Origin of the sequence: Amycolatopsis marina, from assembly GCF_900111885.1 — a bacterium.
Classification (GTDB): domain Bacteria; phylum Actinomycetota; class Actinomycetes; order Mycobacteriales; family Pseudonocardiaceae; genus Amycolatopsis; species Amycolatopsis marina.
Window position 1 is genome coordinate 37775 of the sequence record NZ_FOKG01000021.1, and the last position, 19218, is coordinate 56992.

Below are 19218 nucleotides of genomic sequence, written 5' to 3' on the forward strand. Positions count from 1 at the left end.
CCGCCTGGCCAGATTGATCACCCGGAGTGATGTCTACTCTCGGTGTGCCCAATTTGTCCACATTGGACAACTTTGGTGGTTCGTTCGTGTTTCGGTGGGCGACCGGGTGAATGTTGCCGTTGGAGGTTAACAATTCCGGCTCCGAAACCGAATGTTTAGACGAGCGTCCGTCGCGGCAGTCTGGGGTTGGCGCGGGTTTGCCGCGTGGACGCGATTCCTCTGGAGTCAACACTGAGAGCGATGAGTACCGAAACTGACAGCGCGGACGCTGCGTACGAACCCGCATTTGCCGACGGCACGGGTTCCGCGACGGACACTGACAGTGCACCGGCATCCCCGGCGCCCGGCGCGGCGGGCGGGCCCCCGACCACGCCGTGCACCGTGGTGTGGAGCGAGGGTCGGCCGTACGTGCTCGAGGGCGGCTCCGGCCGTCCGCGCTGGATGGGTACTGACGGGCACGGCAGACCGCAGTCGCTGACCGGCGCGCAGCTGGAGCGACGTGGCTGGAGCTACCGCCGCGGGAACTGACACGTTGCGGTGGGCGTGGTGGCCGCTGCGGCTACGGTGAGTCCGTGAGTGAGCCGGAGACTTCGCAGACGGACGGGGCGGACCGCCCCGAAGACGGGCGGGCGGGAACCGGGCAGGACCGGCCCGGGCGTCAGAGCTCTGGCGATTCGATCTCGGACTCGAGCGTCCAGCCGAGTGCCGAGCCGTCGCTGGCTCGTCAGGCGCTCACGGTGCCCAACCTGCTCTCGATCCTTCGCCTGGCACTGGTGCCGGTGTTCCTCTGGCTGCTGCTGGGCCCCGAGGAGGACGGCTGGGCGCTGGCGATCCTGATGTTCGCCGGCTTCACCGACTGGCTCGACGGGAAGCTCGCCCGCTGGCTGGACCAGATGAGCAGGCTGGGCCAGTTGCTCGACCCCGCTGCCGATCGCCTCTACATCGCCGCGACGCTGGTCGCGTTCCTCTTCCGCGACATCGTGCCGTGGTGGATGGTGGTGGCGCTGCTGGCCAGGGAACTCTGTGTCGGTGTCTGCCTGCTCGCCCTGCGGTGGCGCGGTTTCGGGCCGCCGGAGGTCACTTATGTCGGCAAGGCGGCGACGTTCAACCTGATGTACGCCTTCCCGCTTCTGCTGCTGACGCAGGGCGGATCGACCCTGGCCGAGGTGGCGCGCCCGGTGGCCTACGCCTTCTCGCTGTGGGGCGGAGTCCTCTACTTCTGGTCTGGCGTGCTGTACGTGATCCAGACGGTGCGCGCGGTCTCCGGCGCCGCGCGGGCGGCGCCATGATCACGCTGCGCCGAGGCCTGCCGCGCGCTCACCGGCGGCTGACCGCCCTGCGTAACCCGTCCGCGCACGGAATCGTGACATGGCGGTTGGGGGAGCCCCGGCGCCCGGAACCGATCAGGCACGGTACGTTGGCAACCACACGTTCTCCAGTACCGAACCTTCCAGTGCGTAAGGAGCTCAGGTGAGCACGAACGACGGGCCCGGCGTTCCCCCGGAGCAGTCTCCGGAGCGGACCTCCGTCTTCCGGGCCGACTTCCTCGCCGAGGCCGAAGGCCAGGAGACGCAGGCCCCCGAGCCATCAGTTGCCGGAGTCGACGCGCTGCCGGCCGGATCGGCGTTGCTGGTTGTCAAGCGGGGTCCGAACGCGGGCTCGCGCTTCCTGCTCGACAGGGACACCACCAGTGCGGGCAGGCACCCGGACAGCGACATCTTCCTCGACGATGTGACGGTCTCGCGCAGGCACGCGGAGTTCCGCCGTGAGGGTGGCGAGTTCGTGGTGATCGACGTCGGCAGCCTGAACGGCACCTATGTCAATCGCGAACCGGTCGATCAGGCGGTTCTCGCGGGTGGTGACGAGGTGCAGATCGGCAAGTTCCGCCTCGTCTTCCTGACCGGGCCCGGACACGGGGGCCAGGGGGCGCAGTGACGGCGGCCGGGCGGCCACAGCGCGATGGGTTGAGCATCGGGGCCGTGCTGGCGCAGCTGCGCGGCGATTTTCCGGATGTCACCATCTCGAAGATCCGGTTCCTCGAATCCGAGGGGCTGGTTCAGCCTGGCCGTACGCCGTCCGGCTACCGGCAGTTCGCCGCCGCGGACGTCGAGCGGCTGCGGTTCGTGCTTTCCGCTCAGCGGGACCACTACCTGCCGCTGAAAGTGATCAAGGAGCAGCTCGACGCCGCGGACCGTGGAATCGAGCCAGGGACACCGGTGCCCCGGCTGCCCCGGAAGCTGGTTTCGCTCGGCGCGCCTGGAGACGATCACGCCGATGGCGGGGGAACCCCGGTGCCGTGCGCGGACGACTTCGTCGCGGGTCGGGAGACCCGGCTGACCCAGGAAGAGTTGCTCGCCGAAGCCGGGGTCGACGCTTCGATGCTGAACGAGCTGCAGCAGTACGGCCTGGTCCGGCCTGGTCCGGCCGGCTTCTTCGACGGCGATGCGGTCCTGGTCGCGAAGACGGTCAAGGCGATGACCGACTTCGGGATCGAGCCGAGACATCTCCGCGCGTTCCGGGCGTCCGCCGACCGGGAGGTCGGTCTGCTGGAGCAGATTGTCGCGCCCGTGTTCCGTCATCGCGACGCTGGCGCGAAGGAGCGGGCGGATGAGCTGGTGCGGGAGCTCGCGGCGTTGTCGGTAACCCTGCACACCCTGCTGGTCAAGGCGGGCATCCGCAGTGTGACCGGGCGCTGAGCACGGGGAGCCGCCGGTCGGCCACGTCTATTTCGCCACAATGCTGTGACCCAAGATTCGGCGTGGAATGCCGTACGGTTGGTGCAGGGTTTGCCTAGGATGGACCCGGAGCAGTCGACACAGCCACCACGACAGCGAGCACACGACACCAGCGAGCACAGCGCTCACGGGACGGGTACCGTCGATTATGTCGATGCGGGATCCTCGTACCAGCGCTGCAGCCCGCGCGCAGAAGAGGGAGGCGAAGCCCGATGAACGAGATGCGCGTCGTCGGTGTGCGGGTCGAGTTGCCCGCCAATCAGCCAATCCTGTTGCTGCGCGAGACTGAGGGCGAGCGATACCTGCCGATCTGGATCGGCTCGGTCGAAGCCACGGCGATCGCGTTGGAGCAGCAGGGGGTCCGGCCGGCAAGGCCGCTGACCCACGACCTTCTGAAAGAGGTCATCGGAGCGTTGGGACGTGAGCTGGAGCAGGTCGTGATCACCGATTTGCGCGAGGGCACGTTCTTCGCGGAGCTCGTGTTCGACGGTGACATCCGCGTGTCCGCACGGCCGAGCGACTCGATCGCGCTGGCGCTGCGTGCGGGAGTACCGATCCACGCCGAGGACGGCGTCCTCGAGGAAGCGGGCCTGATCATCCCGGACGAGCAGGAGGACGAGGTCGAGAAGTTCCGCGAGTTCCTCGATTCTGTGTCGCCGGAAGACTTCCGCGGCGCCGACACATGATGGTGACTGTGCGCTGGTAGTGGCGCCGCGGAAGTCTTGGGAGCCGGGGCTAGTCCTGTGCTGGGCGGGTGGCGCGGTCGAAGAGTTCGGCGAGTTCCCGGCCGTAGGCTTCCACGTCCAGTTCGGGGTCCTCGGCGAACCGCGCTGACACGCCGTCCAGCGCCTGCCTGATCGTCATCGCCATCACGGCGACGTCGAAGCTGCCGAACGCTCCTTCGCGCTGGCCCTGTTGCAGTTGTCGTTCGAGCCGCCCGACCCGCAGGTCGTGCCAGACCATGCTCACGACCGGCGTGTCGAGGTTCTTTCGGGCGTTGGTCCCGATCTCGATGAGTGCCCGAGTCCGTTCGGGATACGCGTGCAGGAAAGCGACCTCGGACTCGATGTAGGCGCGCAGCAGCTCTGGACGGTCGGCATCCGAGGGCGTGCGTGATCCCAGGTAGGTGTCCATCGTGTCGATGATGTCGAGCAGCGTCGCCTGCAGGAGATCGGCCTTTCCGGCGAAGTGGTAGGAGATCAGTCTCGTGCTGCTCAGTTCGGCCCGCTCGACGATGCGAGCGAACGACGTCTTCGCGTAACCGATGTCGGCCACTGTCGCGATCGTCGCGGCGATGATCTGGGCGCGGCGGCTGTTCTCGCTCGTGGGGACGCCCATCCCCGCGCCGAACTGTTCGGAGCGCTCCTCGTTTACTTGCATGAGTAAGAATTTACCCGGCCAAGTAAGAGCACGTCAATCCGGATGCGCGTGCGACAGAGCCTCGGGTGTCCGCGCGTCGCGTTGACCGCTTCGTCCGACCCGCTTACCGTCGGAGGAGATAAATCGCGTCAGTGTAGTTCCCCTGCCGGTGCGCTGCTGGTCGCGATTGTCGTCCGGAGCTCCCGTCCCTGGGAGCTGCGGTGTCGTTCGTCGGCCATGGGGCCGGGCGAGGGGAGGCATGCGTGGTCGAGGAAAGGCCGATCGAGGCCGTCGACGGCGAGCAGGGTGAGTTGTTCCCCGACGCGTCGCTGCCGGACGAGCTGGTCGGCTACCGGGGTCCGGCCGCGTGCCAGATCGCCGGTATCACCTATCGCCAGCTCGACTACTGGGCCAGGACGAAGCTCGTCGCGCCGAGCATCCGCACGGCTCACGGCTCCGGTTCGCAACGTCTCTACTCGTTCAAGGACATCCTGGTCCTGAAGATCGTCAAACGACTGCTCGACACCGGGGTCTCACTGCAGAACATCCGGGTCGCCGTCGAGCACCTCCGGGCCAGGGGAGTGCGGGACCTGGCGAGGGTGACGCTGTTCTCCGACGGCACGACAGTCTACGAGTGCACCTCGCCGGAGGAGATCGTCGATCTGCTGCAAGGTGGTCAGGGTGTTTTCGGTATCGCGGTCAGCGGTGCCATGCAGGAGATCAGCGGGACGATCCACGAGTTCCCCGCGGAACGCGCGGACGGCGGCGAGATCGAGCAGCAGGTTCCCGACGAGCTCTCGCAGCGGCGCAGCGCCCGGCGTACGGGCTGAGGTCGAGCGCCGCCGGACTACCGCCGACCGCCCGGATCGCCCGGGTGTGGGGACGCTAAGGTGATCAGCGTTGTCGCCGAACCGCGCGGGAGAGACCAGGCCACCAACAGTGGGCCTGGCGCCGAAGGAGCAACTCCTCCCCGGAAACTCTCAGGCACCAGGGACCGCGGGGTGAGACGCCTCTGGAAAGCGGGTCGTCGGGTCACCCTCCGACGACCCCGCCGAAGGTGCAAGCCCAGCTGAAAGCAGGGCGAACCTCTCAGGCGCCCGGACGAACGGGCACGGACAGAGGGGGAGGCCGTTACCACGCCGGAGGAGCCATTACCCGCGAGGTAATGGTTTCGACCAGCCCTCCGCCGGTAGCGTCGCAGCGGTGACGACGACCATCTCATCTCGCTCGGTGGGGGAACTGCTGCGGGAGTGGCGTGACCGGCGCCGGACCAGCCAGCTCGACCTCGCGATCGCGGCGGACATCTCCACCCGTCATCTCAGTTTCGTGGAGACCGGGAGAGCGAAGCCCAGCAGGGATATGGTGCTGCGTCTCGGCGAGCACCTCGATGTCCCGCTGCGGGAACGAAACCAGCTGCTCCTCGCCGCGGGGTATGCGCCCGTCTACGCGGAATCCTCACTCACCGAGCCGAGTCTTGCCGCCGCGCGGCAGGCGGTCCGGCGATTGCTGCGTGCCCATGAGCCCTACCCTGCCGTGGTGATCGACCGTGTCTGGAACATGGTCGACGGCAATGCGAGTATCGGGATCCTCACCGAAGGCATTGCCGAGGACCTGCTGACCCCACCGGTGAACGTCCTGCGCGCCACGCTGCATCCCGAGGGGATGGCCCCGCGGATCGCCAACCTTGGCGAGTGGCGGGCGAACCTGCTTGGCAGGCTGCGCCGTGAGGTGCGGGCCACGGCGGACGGCGCACTGTCCGAGCTGCTCGCGGAGCTGCGCGAGTACCCGTGCGCGGACGAAGTCCCGGAGGTCGACGTTCCGGGGCCGGGGGACATCGTGGTTCCGCTGCGCCTGCGGCACCACGACGGCGAGCTCACCTTCTTCAGCACGGTCGCCACGTTCGGCACGCCGCTCGACGTCACGCTCGCGGAGCTGTCGATCGAGTCGTTCTACCCGGCCGACGACACGACGGCCGCGGCGCTCACGAGCACCTGACGGGCTGGACCAGCTGACGGCCTCCGGCACGGTCACATGCCGCTGGCGGTGAGAATCTCCTGTTGGGCAGGCTCGAGGAGGTAGGCGCGGAACGATTGGGCCGCGTGCTTGTGCACGACGTCGATGCCGTCCCCGGCCAGACCGATGAACGGGTAGTCGGCCGAGCCGCTCGAAGCCACCGACTCGGCCGGGGAGCCGACGAGCCGGGGATCGATGTTGTCGAGTTCACTGGTCCACCAGGAGGATTCCGGGATCCAGCCAGCGGGCAGTCCGCCGATGGTGTCGAGGCCGGTCTTGCCGGTCAGCGCGTCGAGCACGGTCCTGGAGGGAACAGCGTCGACGTCGACCCGGATGCAGTGGGCCCGAACGACGGTGTTGGCCTGGTTCCAGTTTTGCGCTGCCGTGGTCACCGCCTTCTCGGCGCTTGGGGTGACGACGACCCGGAGTGCGGTGTCACCTTCCGGGCAGCTGGACGCCTGTGCCTCAGCGCGCCGGTTCAGCATGTCGTCGGCCCAGTTCCACCCGACCCAGCCGAGGCCGAGCAGTGCGACGAGTACGGCGCAGGCGATCGGCCACGCGGCGATCCTGCGGCGTGGGCCGCGGCCGATCGCACGATGTGTACCGGTGGAGGTGCAACTGTCGGGTGACGGCGGAGCCGGTGGTTCGACCCTGCTGTGACGCCCCATCCGAGTCCTTCCACTTCTCAAGCGAGAGCCGAACGCTCTCCGTGTATTACCAAAACGTTATCACCCTAACAGGGGACAGTCGCCGAGCAATGTGATGACTGTCAGTTGTGAGAATTGTCGGTGAAAGTACGTACGCCGCTCAGAATTTCGTGGCAGTGGGCGATCAACCGGCTGCGCAGTGGAGCGGCGCGGCGGGCGAATTCGGCCTGTGCCCTGGCGTACTCGGCCCGTCCGTGTGCGGTTTCGATCGGCAGCGCGGTGTACCCGAAACCGGACAGGTCGTACGGGCTCGCCCGCATGTCGAGCTCCCGGATCTCCACGGCGAGCGCGAAGCAGTCGCCGAGCAGCTCGGAAGGGATGAACGGCGAGAGCTTGTACGCCCACTTGAACAGATCCATGTTCGCGTGCAGGCACCCGGGCTGTTCCAGATCGACCTGCTCCTCCCGCGTGGGCTGAAGGGAGTTGAGCGGCCGGGCGGGTGGCGTGAAGAAGCGGAATGCGTCGTAGTGGCCGCACCGGATGTCAAGAGATTCGACGACCGCGTCCGTTCCTGATTCGCCGAGCCTGAGGCTCAGTTGTGAATGCCGAACCTTCTCAGCCTTCTGGCGGTAGACCATCGCCCATTCGTGAAGTCCGAAACAGTTCAGCCGAGGCGCACGTGCCGCGGTCGATTCGAGTAGGGCCAGCACGAACCGCGCGGTTCGGATACGGGCATCGCCGAACTCGGCGTCGTCCAGGACGACACCGCCCCCGGTCTCACGGTATCCGGGGCGGTCGAGGAACCGGCGCGCAGCCGGTCCCCGCAGGATCACTCCGGCGCCAGGGTGCCAGCGTTCGAGATGAGCCGGGCGGTGAGAGTAGTAGGTGAACAGGAAGTCGAGCACCGGGTGCTTCTCGCCGCGGGACCGGCGCTGCTGGTGCGGCACCGTCCATCTGCGCATGCGCTCGGCGTGTGCATGCTCGCGTGCCAGCCAGTCGGGTTCGGTCAGCACGCACTGCGAACGCTCTCCCGCCGGTTCACCGTCCACCTGCTGCATACTCACAGGGTCACATGCGTCCCGTCGCGCACGGTGCCCACGTACTCCTCGACCAGGTCCTCCAGCGCCACGACGCCAACCACCTCGCGGTTGGTGTCGATCGCCCTGGCCAGGTGGCTGCCGTCCGCTCGCATCGCGGACAGTGCCTCGTCCAGCCGTGCGGTGACCGGCAGTTCCGTCAGGTGCCGGGTCTTGCTCTCGGGCACTGTCGTCTCCGGTTCGTCACCCGCCTGGTCCAGCACATCCTTGACGTGGATGTAGCCGATGAGGTCCCCGGCCGCCGTCCGGACCGGGAATCGGGAGAAGCCGGTGGAGGAAACGGCCCTTTCGACGTCGCCGACCGACGGTGTGCTGGGTAGCGTCTTCAGCTCGCCGATCGGGACCAGGACGTCCGCGACCGTCTTCTGCACCGAGGACAACGTCTGGCTGAGCCTGCGGTGTTCGGACTGCTCGAGCAGCCCCTCCCTGCGGGACTCGCTGAGCAGGTCGGCCAGCTCGTCCGAGGTGTACGCCGTCTCCAGTTCGTCCTTCGGTTCCACCTTCACCACCCGGAGTATGGCGTTCGCCACGGAGTTGAGCAGCCAGATGAACGGGTTGGTCAGCTTGACCCACACCACGTGGGCAGGCACGAGCCAGAGCGCGAGCCGCTCCGGTTCGGCGATCGCGATGTTCTTCGGCACCATCTCGCCGATGAGCACGTGCAGGAGGGTCATCGCGATCAGGGCCACCGCGAAGGCGATGACGTGCACGACATAGCTGGGCACCGGAAGGCCGAGCGCATTGAACGCGGATTCGAGCTGGTGGGCGATCGCCGGCTCGCCGAACTGCAGGAGCAGCAGCGAGCAGATGGTGATCCCGAGTTGGGCACCGGCCAGCATCCGTGAGACGTTGCGACTGGCGTTGATCACGATCCTGGCCCTGGTGTTGCCCTGCTCGAGAAGGGCCTCAAGGCGGTCCCGCCGGGAGGAGATCAGCGAGAACTCCGCACCGACGAAGAACGCGTTCGCCAGCAGCAGCACCCCGATCAGGGCAATGGCCACGCCGTCGCTCATCGTTCTTCCTCCTTCGCGGAGTGCGCGGACTGCGCGGACTCGGAGGAGTCAGCGGCCTCCTGTGCGGGCAGCCTGCGCAGGCACAGTTCGGCGATGCGGAGCCGGTCCATGGTGGTCACGGAGACCTGCCACCCGTCGATGTCCAGTTCGTCACCCTCGTCGGGGATCCGGCCGAGCCGTTCGAGCACAAGGCCGGCGATGGTCTCGAAGTCGCCTTCGGGCATGCGAAACCCGGTCAGCTCCCGGATCTCGTCGTCGCGGAGCTGGCCGGAGACCATCCAGCTGTCGGCGTCCAGCTGCTGGGAGGACGGCGCCTCGCGCTCGTCGTGCTCGTCGCGGACGTCGCCGATGATCTCCTCGACGACGTCCTCCAGCGTGACCATCCCCGCGGTCCCGCCGTACTCGTCCACCACCATCGCGAGCTGGAACCTCGAGGCCCTGAGCCGGTCGAGGAGGGCGTCGCCGGGCAGCGACTCGGGCACGGTGGGCACCGGACGCATGACCGAGCCGATCTTGACCGTCCCGCGTTCGGCGGGCGGAACTGTGAAGATCTGCTTGACATGCACGGCACCCTGCACGTCGTCGAGATCCTCGGCGTAGACGGGGAAGCGGGAGAATCCGGTGCGCCGGGAGATGTCCACCAGAGCCTGGATCGGGTCGTCCACGGTGAGCGACTCCACCTGCACTCTCGAGGTCATCAGCTCGCCCGCGTTGCGGTCGCCGAAGCGCAGGGAGCGGCCCAGCAGTTCCGCGGTGGACGTGTCCAGGGTTCCGCTCTCGGCGCTGCTGCGCACGATCGAGCCGAGTTCCTGAGGAGACCGGGCCGAACGCAGTTCCTCCTGCGGCTCGATCCCGAACTTGCGGACCACCCAGTTCGCACTGTTGTTCATCAGGGTGATGAGCCAGCTGAACAGGGCGGAGAACCGTGAGTGGTAACCGGCGACCGCGCGAGCGGTCTGCAGCGGGCGGGCGATGGCGAGATTCTTCGGCATCATCTCGCCGACCACCATCGACAGCGACGTGGCGAGGACGAGGGCGAGAACCAGTGAGCTGCCCTTGGCGACTGGGTCCGGTATGCCCATTGCGGACAGTGCGGGCCGGAGCAGTTCACCGATCAGCGGTTCGGCCACATACCCGGTTACCAGAGTGGTCAGCGTGATGGCCACCTGTGCGCCGGAGAGCTGAAACGACAGCGTGCGATGCGCCTTGAGCAGAGCTTTCGACCGTCGGTCACCGACCTGGCGGACGTTGGCCTCGACCGTGCTCCGCTCCAGTGTGGTCAGCGAGAACTCGGCGGCGACCGCGAGCCCGGTGCCGATTGTGAGCAACAGAACGAACAGGACACCGCCGATGGAGAGCAGAACGTCCATCAGCGCGCTCCGCCGTGATCGCGGCGGGCTGAGACTCCGGGATCCTCAGGATCTTCGGGGTCAGCGGGTAAGCCGGGTTCGTCACCCGGCCCAGTACTGTCACCAGGTGACTGCGCGTCGCGCACGGTGAGAAGTCACTCCTTGTCGATGATGCAGGAAATGCGGTGTGCTCATCTTAGCGAGTCGAATGCTCCGCTGCTCGGGGGATTGCGTGGTGGCGCTGATCACCCGGGGTCACGGCCAACGAGCCCGAGCAATCGTGCGGCCGGGTTCGCGTCCTCGGCGACCGGTACCGGTGGGGCGAAAATACCCGCATCCTGCCACTGCTCGATCTCGGGTCCGATCTCCTTGATCAGCGACACCGCGACGTCGGGCTCGATCGGATCCGGCGCGCCGATGGCGGTGGCAAGGTCCCATCCGTGCACCGCGAGATCCAGAGTCATCTGCCAGCCGTAGTCCGCGGCGCCGATCCGGCCGGAGCTGACATGCACCGTGCGGTTCAGCGCGCCGGGCTTCGTCCAGGCCGATCTGGCCGCCGTGGCCGCCTCCGTCCATGCCCGGAGGGGGTCGGAGCCGAGTACGTCGCCGTCGAACCGGTCGCCCACTTCCTCCAGCGTCCTGCCCGCGAGCAGGTGGGGTACCCAGAGTTGTTCGTGGACGAGGTGGCTCACCAGGTCGTGAACGTTCCATTCCGTGCAGGGGGTCGCGTTTCGCCACTGGCGCTGATCGACCCGGAGGATGGTCTGGTCGAAACCGCGCAGTGCGCGGCCGTGGGCGTCGAGAAGGTCCATGCCTCCACCCCAGCACGGTCGCGTGGCGGACGCATACCGGGCGGCGCACGACACTAGGCGGGGGTGATTTCCTCTCGCGCCCTGTGCCTGCGCACGGTCTCTTCGACCAGGTCGAGAACCGGGCCGAGGTTGTCCGCGGGAAGGCCCATCGCGAGGTGGGAGACCAACCCCTCGAGAACCAGTTCGAGAAACGCGGCGAGCACATGCACGTCGACGTCGTCACGCAGGTTTCCGGCTTCGCGCTGACGCCGCAGGCGGCGCCGGGTCGCGGTGGTGAGTTGTTCGGACCGTTCCGCCCACCTGGCGCGGAACTCCGGGTCGGTGCGCAGCCTGCGGGAGACCTCCAGCCGCGTGCCGAGCCAGTCGGCCGGATGTTCGCTGCCGTTGGCCAGCAGATCCCGCATCACCTGGACCAGCCCCTGTTCGGCGACCACGTCCGCCATGCGTGCCGCATCGTCCTCGGCCAGCGCCAGGAACAATGACTCCTTGTCCCGGAAGTGGTGGAAGATCGCGCCACGGGAGAGCCGTGTGGCTTCCTCGAGGCGACGAACCGTGGCACCCTCGTAGCCGTGGCGCGCGAAGCAGATCCGCGCGCCGTCGAGGATCTGCCGCCGGCGCGCGTCGAGGTGGTCCTGGCTGACGCGTGGCATTACCTGATCCTGTCACCCAGCGTGGACCCATGCAATCAGTACGTACGTACTGTTATTGCGTGTCGCTGTCATGGTGCGATGCGCGGCGGGCTGATGACCCTCCGGTCATCAGCCCGCCCCCAGCGGCTCAGACGCCCCTGTCAGGGAATGGTCAGTGCCTGCTCCTGCGCGGAATGGACCTCGGTCAGCACGCTGCGGTTGGCGACCGCCAGCTCGGCCCCGGTCTGCCTCGGGGGTACGCCGCTGACCATCCACTCGCCGAGCAGCAGAGCCACCTTCGCCTGCATCTCGGTGCGGAGTCGATGGAAGGAATCCGCGGGGTCCGCACCGACCTGGCCCAGCAGTAGCCACCACGCCCATGCCGCCGCACCCGCGTTGGCGATGAAGTCCGGCACGACCGGGATGCCCCTTGCCGCCATCATGGCCTCGGCCTCGGGCGTGGTCGCCGAGTTGGCCGCCTCGATAACGACCTTGGCCGCGACGTCGATCGAGTTGTCCGGGGTGATGGCGTAGGAGATCGCCGCCGGAACGAGGATGTCGGCCTCGATCCCGATCACCGCGTTGCGCGGAAGGCGCTGGACGTCGGCAGGCACCTGCGACCGGTCGACCTCGCCGTAGGCGTCCCGCAGTTCGAGCAGTGCGGGCACGTCGAGGCCCGCAGGGTGGTACAGCGTGCCCGCGGCGTCGGCCACGGCCACGACCCGCATGCCGGCCTCGTGCAGGTACCACGCCGCGCCGCCGCCCATCGTGCCGATGCCCTGGATCGCGACCGTCGTCTCGGCCGCGTCCCAGCCCCAGGTGCCCGCGACCCCGATGCACGCCTGTGCGACGCCGTAACCGCCGATCACGTCGCCAAGCAACAGTCCGCCGGGAACCGGGGCGTTCAGCCCGGCCTGCACCCTGCGCAACGTCCGCTCGGGATCGCTGGAGCGGCGGATGGCCGCGTGGTACGACTGCTCCAGGCCCAGTCCCTCGAACACCTCGTCGATCAGGTGCTGCGGCACGCCGAGGTCCTCAGCCGTGACCCAGTGAGCGTCCAGCCAGGGCCGCATCGCCGAGCAGAAGCGCTCCAGCACGCCCTTCGCCCTCGGGTTCTTGGGGTCGAAGTCGATGCCGCCCTTGGCTCCGCCGACCGGCAGGTTGAAGGTGGCGGTCTTGGCCGCCATGCCTCTGGCCAGGTCCTCGACCTCGGACACAGTGCACCCTGCGCGCATCCGGGTGCCGCCGGTGGCCAACCCGGAAACCAGTGTGTGCACCACCAGGTAACCCCGGGTACCGGTCACCGGATCCGTCCACGTCAACCTCACCAAAGGTTCAGTGCTGTCAGCCATCTAACCCACCTCCAAGCGCTCATCTCTCGACAAACCAGTCGTCCGGCGTTGCCGATTTCACCGCCGAGGGCATACCGCAGCAGCCGATCCGTTCGAACCTGTGGATCGGCGTATTCAGGGGTCCTGAGCTGCGAGTTTCCAGGGCGGCCGCATCGTGGGGCCGGTAAGTCCAGAGTGCTCCCAGAGTGGTGCGCCCGTCCAGTTACGGATCATGCATGTAAACGTTCACGCTTCCTGCACTATCGGGACGTTTGGACGGGGCAACCCGTGCTCCCTCGGTTGGGGTGCTGGACTGCCGTGCTTAATCTTGACCGCATGGAGCTGTCGTTGCACCGGTTGCGGATGCTTCGCGAATTGAATCGGAGGGGGACCGTCACGGCGGCCGCGGTGGCGTTGCACTACACGGCGTCCGCGGTCTCGCAACAGTTGGCGCAGCTCGAACGAGACGTCGGGGCGAAGCTGTTCGAACGGCTGGGCAGGCGGGTACAGCTGACCGAGCTCGGGATGCTCCTCGCCGAACACGCGGAGGAGATTCTGGGTTCGGTGGAGCGGGCCACCATGGCGCTGGAGGAGGCGCAGGAGGCGGTGACCGTCCGGCTGACGGCCGGAGTGTGGGCCTCGGTCGCCTCGGGCCTGCTGCCTTCCGCGCTCACGGCGCTGGCCGCCGAGCACCCGGGCATCCAGGTGCGGACACGGGAACTCGCCCCGGAGGACACCGCCGACGCGGTCCGGGACGGCACGCTGGACTTCTCCTTCGTGATCGACTACTCGGACACCCCGATGCCCTGGGATCCAGGGCTGGAGCGGGCCGTCATCGCCGTCGAACGCCTGCATGCCGCGGTGCCGACCGGCGCGGTGCCCAGTGGCACGATGTCGCTGCTCGAACTCGCCGAACACCCGTGGATCCTGGCCAGTCCGCGCAGTCACTTCGGTCGTGCCGTGCGGGTGGCGTGCCAGCGCAGCGGATTCGATCCCAAGATCAACCACGAGGTCGGGGAACAGGCGACGGCGCTGGCCATGGTCGGCGCGGGGCTCGGCGTCACGCTTGTGTCCGACCTCGGGCTCACTTTGCTGCCGCCCGGGGTGGATGTGGTGGCGCTGAACAATCCCGTCATGCGCACTGTCGCGATCGCCTACCGCACGACCGCCGCCCGTAGGCCGTCGTTGCAACTGGTCATCGACGCCGTTCGCGCAGCGGCGGCGGAACTCGGACTGGGAGCCCGTTCCCCGCTGCCGTGAGTCCCGTGTCTTGGTGCTCTGCGATTGTCGGACCCCGCGTGTAGCGTCCGATCGTAAGGTTTTTCGGACGGACTTCAGGCGGTGCCATGACCGCGGTGCACGCTCATTTCCCGGATGCCGAACGAACAGGAAGGGCCGATGCCGCTGCCGTCAACCGGACGGCGCGCGTACTCGCCGACCGTGCGGAGGGGGAGGCCTACGTGGCCTCGGTGTGCTTCAAACACGGGCCACCGCGGCTGCTGGGTGCCGAGCTGGAGTACACGGTGCACCATATCGCGGACCCGGCTCGCCCACTGGACCCCGATGTCATCGCCGACGCGCTCGGCCCACATACTCCGCGAACACTACGCAGGGACAGTCCGGCGCAGCCGCTGCCGGCAGGATCGCCCCTCAGCCTCGAACCCGGTTGCCAGGTCGAGATCTCCGCTCTCCCGCAACCCTCGCTCGCCGCTCTGTCCGTCGCGATCTCGACGGACCTTGACTACCTCACCGAACTGCTCGCCCGGCACGGACTGTGCCTCGGCACCCAGGGCATCGACGCCCACCGCCTGCCGCAACGTCTGTTGAACACCGAGCGCTACGCCGCGATGGAGCGGCGGTTCGCTCCGATCGGTCCCGGCGGAATCACCATGATGTGCAGCACCGCGGGGCTCCAGGTGTGCCTGGACACCGGCGAACGGGACGAACTTCCCGCTCGCTGGGCGGCACTGCACGCGCTCGGGCCCGTGCTGCTCGCCCTGTTCGCGAACTCGGCACGGCACGCGGGCAGGGAAACCGGCAGTGTCTCGGCGCGCTGGCTCGCGGTGATGGGCACCGAGCGGGCCCGAACCTACGCGGCCCGGGTTGGGCCACGGTTCGCGGACCCGGCAACGGGATGGGCCGCACGAATCATGGACACGCCATTGTTGGTGCTACCGCGCACGGCAGCGCCATGGGACGCGCCGGACGGGCTGACGTTCGGCGACTGGATCGACGGCAGGGGAGCAGGCGAGGCGCTCGATCCACCCACGACGGACGACCTGGACTACCACCTCACCACGATGTTCACCCCGGTGCGGCCGAGGGGCTACCTGGAGGCGAGATACCTGGACGCCCAGCCGCCAGGGGAGTGGCTGACTCCGGTGGCACTCCTGACGGCCCTACTGTCCCGGAAGTCCGTTGTGGACTCTGTGCTCGAGGCATGTCTGCCCGTGGCGCAGCTCTGGGAACCCGCGGCCCGCCACGGCCTCGCGGTCGCCGAGTTGGCCACCGCCGCGCGCCGAGTGGCGGACATCGGCTGCGCCGCACTGCCCGAGACCGGGCTTCCTCCGGAAACCGTGTCGCGGCTGGAGTCCGCCGTGTACCGACGACTGCACCGTGCGAGAAAGGACTGAGGCTGCGGACATGAGCATGACAGAACTCGAATCGGCGAATCCGCTGCTGGATCTGACGGCCGAGCAGCTTCGCGCGTATGCGGCCGCGGCGATGGACCGGGCGCGGCGGCGCAGCAGGGGGCTCACCGACGCCGTCGACGATTCCGACCTCGTCCGTCAGCACTCCAGGCTGATGTCGCCGCTGGTGTGGGACCTCGCCCACATCGGCAGCCAGGAGGAGCTGTGGCTGGTCCGCGATGTCGGCGGACGGCCCCCGCTGCGTCCGGACATCGACGAGCTGTACGACGCGTTCAAGCACGCGAGGGCCGATCGGCCTGCGCTGCCGCTGCTCGGACCTGCCGAGGCACGTGCGTACGTCGCCGAGGTCCGTGGCAAGGCCTTGGACGTGTTGGACACGGCGCCGATGCGCGGGCAGGGCCTGACCGACCACGGTTTCGCCTTCGGCATGATCACCCAGCATGAGCAGCAGCATGCCGAGACCATGCTTGCCACCCACCAGCTGCGCGGTGGTGAACCGGTGCTGCACGCCCCACCGCCGCCCGAACGGCGCTGCGCGCCACTGCCGGAGGAGGTGCTCGTCCCGGCCGGTGAGTTCCTGATGGGCACGTCCGCGGAGCCGTGGGCACTGGACAACGAACGACCCGCGCACGTGGTCGACGTCGGCGCCTTCTTGCTCGACACCACGCCGGTCACGAACGCCGCCTACCTCGAGTTCGTCGAGTCCGGCGGTTACGCCGAGCGGAGGTGGTGGAGCACCGTCGGATGGGAGCACATCCAGCAACACGGCATCACCGCGCCGAGGTTCTGGCGGCGGGAGGCGACCGGCTGGTGGCGTACCCGTTTCGGGGTCACCGAACCGGTCCCGGCCCACGAGCCGGTGGCGCACGTGTCGTACCACGAGGCAGCGGCGTACGCCGCGTGGGCAGGCAAGCGGCTGCCCACGGAACCGGAGTGGGAGAAGGCCGCACGGTTCGATCCCGCGACCGGCCGTTCCCGTCGTTTTCCCTGGGGCGACGAGGATCCGGGGCCGGAGCACGCGAATCTCGGGCAACGCCACCTGCGTCCCGCTCCGGTCGGTGCCTACCCGCGCGGTTCCTCGCCGCTCGGGGTGCACCAGCTCATCGGAGATGTCTGGGAGTGGACCAGTTCGGACTTCGGTGGCTACCCCGGATTCTCGGCGTTCCCCTATCGGGAGTACTCGGAGGTGTTCTTCGGAGCGGCGCACAAGGTGCTGCGCGGCGGCTCGTTCGGCACCGACGCGGCGGCGGTGCGCGGCACCTTCCGCAACTGGGACTATCCGATCCGGCGGCAGATTTTCGCCGGGTTCCGTTGCGCAAGGGACGCGTGAGCCGTGTGCCGTCACCTGGCCTACGTCGGCGCGGCCTGTTCGCCAACGCGGTTGCTGCTGGCGGCTCCGCACTCGCTGACCCGGCAGTCCCACGCACCGAGGGACATGCGCGGTGGTGGAACAGTCAATGTGGACGGTTTCGGTCTCGGCTGGTATCCGGCGGACGCCGAACCGGTCCGCTACCGCAGATCCGGACCCATCTGGGCGGACGCGGGCCTGCCGGAGTTGGCTGCTTCGCTGCGCACACGCGCCTTCCTGGCCGCGGTGCGCTCGGCCACTCCCGGAATGCCGGTGTCGGAAGGCGCGTGTGCGCCCTTCGGAGCAGGTCGCTGGCTCTTCAGCCACAACGGGATCATCGCGGGCTGGCCCGACTCGATGGCCGAGCTCGCCGGAAAGCTGCCGATCACCGATCTGCTCCGGCTGGACGCGCCCACCGACTCCGCGCTGCTGTGGGCGATGCTGCACGACAGGCTGCGTAGTGGGCAGCCACCCGAGTCGGCCGTCACCGGCTTGGTGACCGAGGTCGAGAGGGCGGCGCCGGGCTCGCGGCTGAACCTGCTGCTCACCGACGGCGAGCGGATCATCGCGACGGCCTGGTCCCATGCGCTGTCGGTACGCGGGGACAGCAGTGGTGTCGTCATTGCCTCCGAGCCGTGCGACTCGGATCCGGAGTGGACTCCGGTCCCAGACCGTCACGCGGTGGTCGCCACTCGTGACTCCGTCGATCTCGTCCCCATCAACGCCGATCGGAGTAGCCGAACACCATGAACGAACGGGATCTGGACGTTCACCGCAGCGAGGCGGCCGTGACCACCGCGCTGCGGGCAGACGTGCGCGAGGGCCTCACCGCCACACAGAAGTGGTTGCCGTCCAAATGGTTCTACGACGCCAGGGGCAGCGAGCTGTTCGAGCGGATCACCAGGGTGCCCGAGTACTACCCCACACGGGCGGAGCGGGAGGTGCTGGAGGGTGAGTCCGCGGCGATCGCGGTGGCCACCGGAGCGCACACGCTGGTGGAGCTCGGATCGGGGTCGAGTGAGAAGACCCGGCTGCTGCTCGACGCGCTGACCGACTGGGCGGAACTGCGCACCTTCGTCCCACTGGACGTCTCGGAGACCGCGCTCGCCGACGCGACACGGGTCATCGCCGCCGCCTATCCACGCCTCGAAGTACGGGGCGTGGTCGGCGACTTCACCGAGCACCTCGGCCTGCTACCGGGTTCGCCGCCCCGGCTGGTCGCGTTCCTCGGCGGGACGATCGGCAACTTCCTGCCCGCGGAGCGGGCGAAGTTCCTGCGTTCGGTACGCGACGTACTGCAGGAGGGGGAGTGGTTGCTGCTGGGTACGGATCTGGTGAAGGACCAGGATCGGCTCGTCCGCGCCTACGACGACGCCGCCGGCGTGACCGCGGAGTTCAACCGCAACGTGCTGCGGGTCGTGAACGAACGCCTCGGCGCGGACTTCCGTCCCGAACTGTTCGACCATGTCTCCTACTGGGACGCGGAGAACGAGTGGATCGAGATGCGGCTGCGAGCCCGTGAAGGGATGCGGGTTCGCGTGCCGGGAGCGGACCTGGAGGTCGAGTTCACCGAGGGGGAACACATCCGGACAGAGATCTCGGCGAAGTTCCGCCCCGAGGGCGTTGCCGCAGAGCTGGCGGATGCCGGGTTGGCGCTGCGGCGATGGTGGACCGATCGACGCGGTTTGTTCGGGGTCTCACTCGCCCAGGCCGTGCGAATGATCGAATGAGCGGGTGAGGAACCCACTTCCGCGGCTCGCGCGCCTTGTCGGGACGCGCCCCGGTCTGATGCGGCTGGCCGGCGTGGTGGTCGCTGTGGATCAGCGACTGCATCGTCTCTCCAGGGGCAGGCTGAGCCTCGTGGCGATCGCGGGCCTGCCATCCCTGCGGCTGACGACCACCGGCCGCAAAACGGGACTGGACAGGCAGACCAACCTGCTCTATCTGCCGCGTGGCGACGAGTTCGTGCTGATCGGCTCCAACTGGGGCAGGCCGAACCACCCTGCCTGGGCCTACAACCTGCGTGCGCATCCGCGGGCCACGGTCGCGATCAGGGGTGGTGAGGTGCGGGTCCTGGCCCGCGAGGTGACCGGCGCCGAGTACGACCGGCTCTGGTCCGAACTGCTGGAGTTCTGGCCGGGGTACCGGATGGAGCGGGACGCGGCAGGACGCGAGTTGCCCGTCTTCGTGCTGACGCCGCTGCCCTGAGTGGACACAGAACCGAACCACCCTTT

General features: G+C 68.2%; 21 protein-coding genes and 2 riboswitches. Of the genes, 13 read left to right on the forward strand and 8 right to left on the reverse strand.

What is annotated here, in order from left to right; translation table 11 throughout:
* Positions 1-240 precede the first annotated feature (240 nt).
* The 5 genes from BM199_RS33485 to BM199_RS27070 all read left to right on the forward strand — a co-directional run bounded on the left by BM199_RS33485 (position 241) and on the right by BM199_RS27070 (position 3421).
* A complete protein-coding gene (locus BM199_RS33485; RefSeq protein WP_143101934.1) occupies positions 241-528 on the forward strand; it encodes a hypothetical protein in 288 nt (95 codons plus the stop codon).
* Positions 529-677: 149 nt separating this feature from the next.
* Positions 678-1289, forward strand: a complete 612-nt coding sequence (clsA, locus tag BM199_RS27055) for a cardiolipin synthase ClsA (RefSeq protein WP_091677366.1) — start codon at positions 678-680, stop codon at positions 1287-1289.
* A gap of 181 nt (positions 1290-1470) precedes the next feature.
* Complete coding sequence (garA, locus tag BM199_RS27060) at positions 1471-1935, forward strand: glycogen accumulation regulator GarA (RefSeq protein ID WP_091677226.1); 465 nt, start codon at positions 1471-1473, stop codon at positions 1933-1935.
* Positions 1932-2696 (forward strand): transcriptional regulator FtsR, encoded by a 765-nt coding sequence (ftsR, locus tag BM199_RS27065; protein WP_177242809.1) that lies wholly within the window; start codon positions 1932-1934, stop codon positions 2694-2696. The genes garA and ftsR overlap by 4 nt, the downstream gene beginning before the upstream one ends.
* A gap of 251 nt (positions 2697-2947) precedes the next feature.
* The gene (locus BM199_RS27070) at positions 2948-3421 is read left to right on the forward strand and encodes a bifunctional nuclease family protein (RefSeq protein ID WP_091677228.1); all 474 of its coding nucleotides are present in this window, start codon (positions 2948-2950) and stop codon (positions 3419-3421) included.
* A gap of 49 nt (positions 3422-3470) precedes the next feature.
* Here BM199_RS27070 and BM199_RS27075 read toward each other — a convergent pair whose 3' ends face one another.
* Positions 3471-4115, reverse strand: coding sequence for a TetR/AcrR family transcriptional regulator (locus BM199_RS27075; protein WP_091677231.1), 645 nt, complete (start codon positions 4113-4115; stop codon positions 3471-3473).
* A gap of 242 nt (positions 4116-4357) precedes the next feature.
* Between BM199_RS27075 and BM199_RS27080 the strand changes: the two genes are divergently transcribed.
* Together BM199_RS27080 and BM199_RS27085 are read left to right on the forward strand one after the other, a co-directional pair.
* On the forward strand, positions 4358-4924 hold the full coding sequence (locus tag BM199_RS27080; RefSeq protein ID WP_091677233.1) for a MerR family transcriptional regulator: 567 nt from the start codon (positions 4358-4360) through the stop codon (positions 4922-4924).
* 76 nt (positions 4925-5000) lie between these two features.
* Positions 5001-5101: riboswitch (glycine riboswitch) on the forward strand.
* Positions 5102-5103: 2 nt separating this feature from the next.
* A riboswitch (glycine riboswitch) is annotated at positions 5104-5216 on the forward strand.
* 81 nt (positions 5217-5297) lie between these two features.
* Positions 5298-6089 carry a helix-turn-helix domain-containing protein gene (locus tag BM199_RS27085; RefSeq protein WP_091677235.1) on the forward strand — a complete coding sequence of 264 codons (792 nt, stop codon included), beginning with the start codon at positions 5298-5300 and terminating at the stop codon, positions 6087-6089.
* Between the two features lie 32 nt (positions 6090-6121).
* On the opposite strand, the gene BM199_RS27090 is transcribed toward BM199_RS27085, so the two are convergent.
* The 7 genes from BM199_RS27090 to BM199_RS27120 form a co-directional block, all read right to left on the reverse strand.
* Positions 6122-6775, reverse strand: a complete 654-nt coding sequence (locus BM199_RS27090) for a hypothetical protein (protein ID WP_091677237.1) — start codon at positions 6773-6775, stop codon at positions 6122-6124.
* Between the two features lie 101 nt (positions 6776-6876).
* Positions 6877-7812, reverse strand: coding sequence for a 3-methyladenine DNA glycosylase (locus tag BM199_RS27095; protein ID WP_091677240.1), 936 nt, complete (start codon positions 7810-7812; stop codon positions 6877-6879).
* 2 nt (positions 7813-7814) lie between these two features.
* The gene (locus BM199_RS27100; protein ID WP_091677243.1) at positions 7815-8864 is read right to left on the reverse strand and encodes a hemolysin family protein; all 1050 of its coding nucleotides are present in this window, start codon (positions 8862-8864) and stop codon (positions 7815-7817) included.
* Positions 8861-10234, reverse strand: a complete 1374-nt coding sequence (locus BM199_RS27105) for a hemolysin family protein (RefSeq protein ID WP_177242810.1) — start codon at positions 10232-10234, stop codon at positions 8861-8863. The genes BM199_RS27100 and BM199_RS27105 overlap by 4 nt, the downstream gene beginning before the upstream one ends.
* Positions 10235-10458: 224 nt before the next feature.
* Entirely contained in the window at positions 10459-11025 is a 567-nt protein-coding gene (locus BM199_RS27110; protein ID WP_091677249.1) for a TIGR03086 family metal-binding protein, read from the reverse strand.
* A 53-nt stretch (positions 11026-11078) separates the two neighbouring features.
* Positions 11079-11675 carry a TetR/AcrR family transcriptional regulator gene (locus BM199_RS27115; protein ID WP_091677252.1) on the reverse strand — a complete coding sequence of 199 codons (597 nt, stop codon included), beginning with the start codon at positions 11673-11675 and terminating at the stop codon, positions 11079-11081.
* A gap of 140 nt (positions 11676-11815) precedes the next feature.
* Positions 11816-13006 carry a Glu/Leu/Phe/Val dehydrogenase dimerization domain-containing protein gene (locus BM199_RS27120; RefSeq protein ID WP_091677255.1) on the reverse strand — a complete coding sequence of 397 codons (1191 nt, stop codon included), beginning with the start codon at positions 13004-13006 and terminating at the stop codon, positions 11816-11818.
* Between the two features lie 315 nt (positions 13007-13321).
* Here BM199_RS27120 and BM199_RS27125 point away from each other — a divergent pair, with 315 nt between their 5' ends.
* From BM199_RS27125 to BM199_RS27150, 6 genes are all read left to right on the forward strand, one after another.
* Positions 13322-14245 (forward strand): LysR family transcriptional regulator, encoded by a 924-nt coding sequence (locus BM199_RS27125; protein WP_091677258.1) that lies wholly within the window; start codon positions 13322-13324, stop codon positions 14243-14245.
* Positions 14246-14331: 86 nt separating this feature from the next.
* Positions 14332-15618 carry a glutamate-cysteine ligase family protein gene (locus tag BM199_RS27130; protein WP_091677260.1) on the forward strand — a complete coding sequence of 429 codons (1287 nt, stop codon included), beginning with the start codon at positions 14332-14334 and terminating at the stop codon, positions 15616-15618.
* A 16-nt stretch (positions 15619-15634) separates the two neighbouring features.
* The gene (gene egtB, locus BM199_RS27135) at positions 15635-16966 is read left to right on the forward strand and encodes an ergothioneine biosynthesis protein EgtB (protein WP_425425602.1); all 1332 of its coding nucleotides are present in this window, start codon (positions 15635-15637) and stop codon (positions 16964-16966) included.
* 3 nt (positions 16967-16969) lie between these two features.
* Complete coding sequence (egtC, locus tag BM199_RS27140) at positions 16970-17734, forward strand: ergothioneine biosynthesis protein EgtC (RefSeq protein WP_091677266.1); 765 nt, start codon at positions 16970-16972, stop codon at positions 17732-17734.
* Positions 17731-18714, forward strand: a complete 984-nt coding sequence (gene egtD / locus BM199_RS27145; protein ID WP_091677268.1) for an L-histidine N(alpha)-methyltransferase — start codon at positions 17731-17733, stop codon at positions 18712-18714. Before egtC ends, egtD begins: the two co-directional genes overlap by 4 nt.
* A gap of 4 nt (positions 18715-18718) precedes the next feature.
* Positions 18719-19192: a nitroreductase family deazaflavin-dependent oxidoreductase gene (locus BM199_RS27150; RefSeq protein WP_245788773.1), complete on the forward strand. Its 474-nt coding sequence runs from the start codon at positions 18719-18721 to the stop codon at positions 19190-19192.
* Positions 19193-19218 lie beyond the last annotated feature (26 nt).

Excerpts from the sequence above, each read along its gene's own strand:
- BM199_RS33485 (WP_143101934.1), top strand. The coding sequence starts at position 241 with ATGAGTACCGAAACTGACAGCGCGGACGCTGCGTACGAACCCGCATTT.
- BM199_RS27070 (WP_091677228.1), top strand. The coding sequence starts at position 2,948 with ATGAACGAGATGCGCGTCGTCGGTGTGCGGGTCGAGTTGCCCGCCAAT.
- BM199_RS27075 (WP_091677231.1), bottom strand. The coding sequence starts at position 4,115 with ATGCAAGTAAACGAGGAGCGCTCCGAACAGTTCGGCGCGGGGATGGGC.
- BM199_RS27090 (WP_091677237.1), bottom strand. The coding sequence starts at position 6,775 with ATGGGGCGTCACAGCAGGGTCGAACCACCGGCTCCGCCGTCACCCGAC.
- BM199_RS27095 (WP_091677240.1), bottom strand. The coding sequence starts at position 7,812 with ATGCAGCAGGTGGACGGTGAACCGGCGGGAGAGCGTTCGCAGTGCGTG.
- BM199_RS27100 (WP_091677243.1), bottom strand. The coding sequence starts at position 8,864 with ATGAGCGACGGCGTGGCCATTGCCCTGATCGGGGTGCTGCTGCTGGCG.
- BM199_RS27105 (WP_177242810.1), bottom strand. The coding sequence starts at position 10,234 with ATGGACGTTCTGCTCTCCATCGGCGGTGTCCTGTTCGTTCTGTTGCTC.
- BM199_RS27110 (WP_091677249.1), bottom strand. The coding sequence starts at position 11,025 with ATGGACCTTCTCGACGCCCACGGCCGCGCACTGCGCGGTTTCGACCAG.
- BM199_RS27115 (WP_091677252.1), bottom strand. The coding sequence starts at position 11,675 with ATGCCACGCGTCAGCCAGGACCACCTCGACGCGCGCCGGCGGCAGATC.
- BM199_RS27120 (WP_091677255.1), bottom strand. The coding sequence starts at position 13,006 with ATGGCTGACAGCACTGAACCTTTGGTGAGGTTGACGTGGACGGATCCG.
- BM199_RS27125 (WP_091677258.1), top strand. The coding sequence starts at position 13,322 with ATGGAGCTGTCGTTGCACCGGTTGCGGATGCTTCGCGAATTGAATCGG.
- BM199_RS27130 (WP_091677260.1), top strand. The coding sequence starts at position 14,332 with ATGACCGCGGTGCACGCTCATTTCCCGGATGCCGAACGAACAGGAAGG.
- egtB (WP_425425602.1), top strand. The coding sequence starts at position 15,635 with ATGACAGAACTCGAATCGGCGAATCCGCTGCTGGATCTGACGGCCGAG.
- egtD (WP_091677268.1), top strand. The coding sequence starts at position 17,731 with ATGAACGAACGGGATCTGGACGTTCACCGCAGCGAGGCGGCCGTGACC.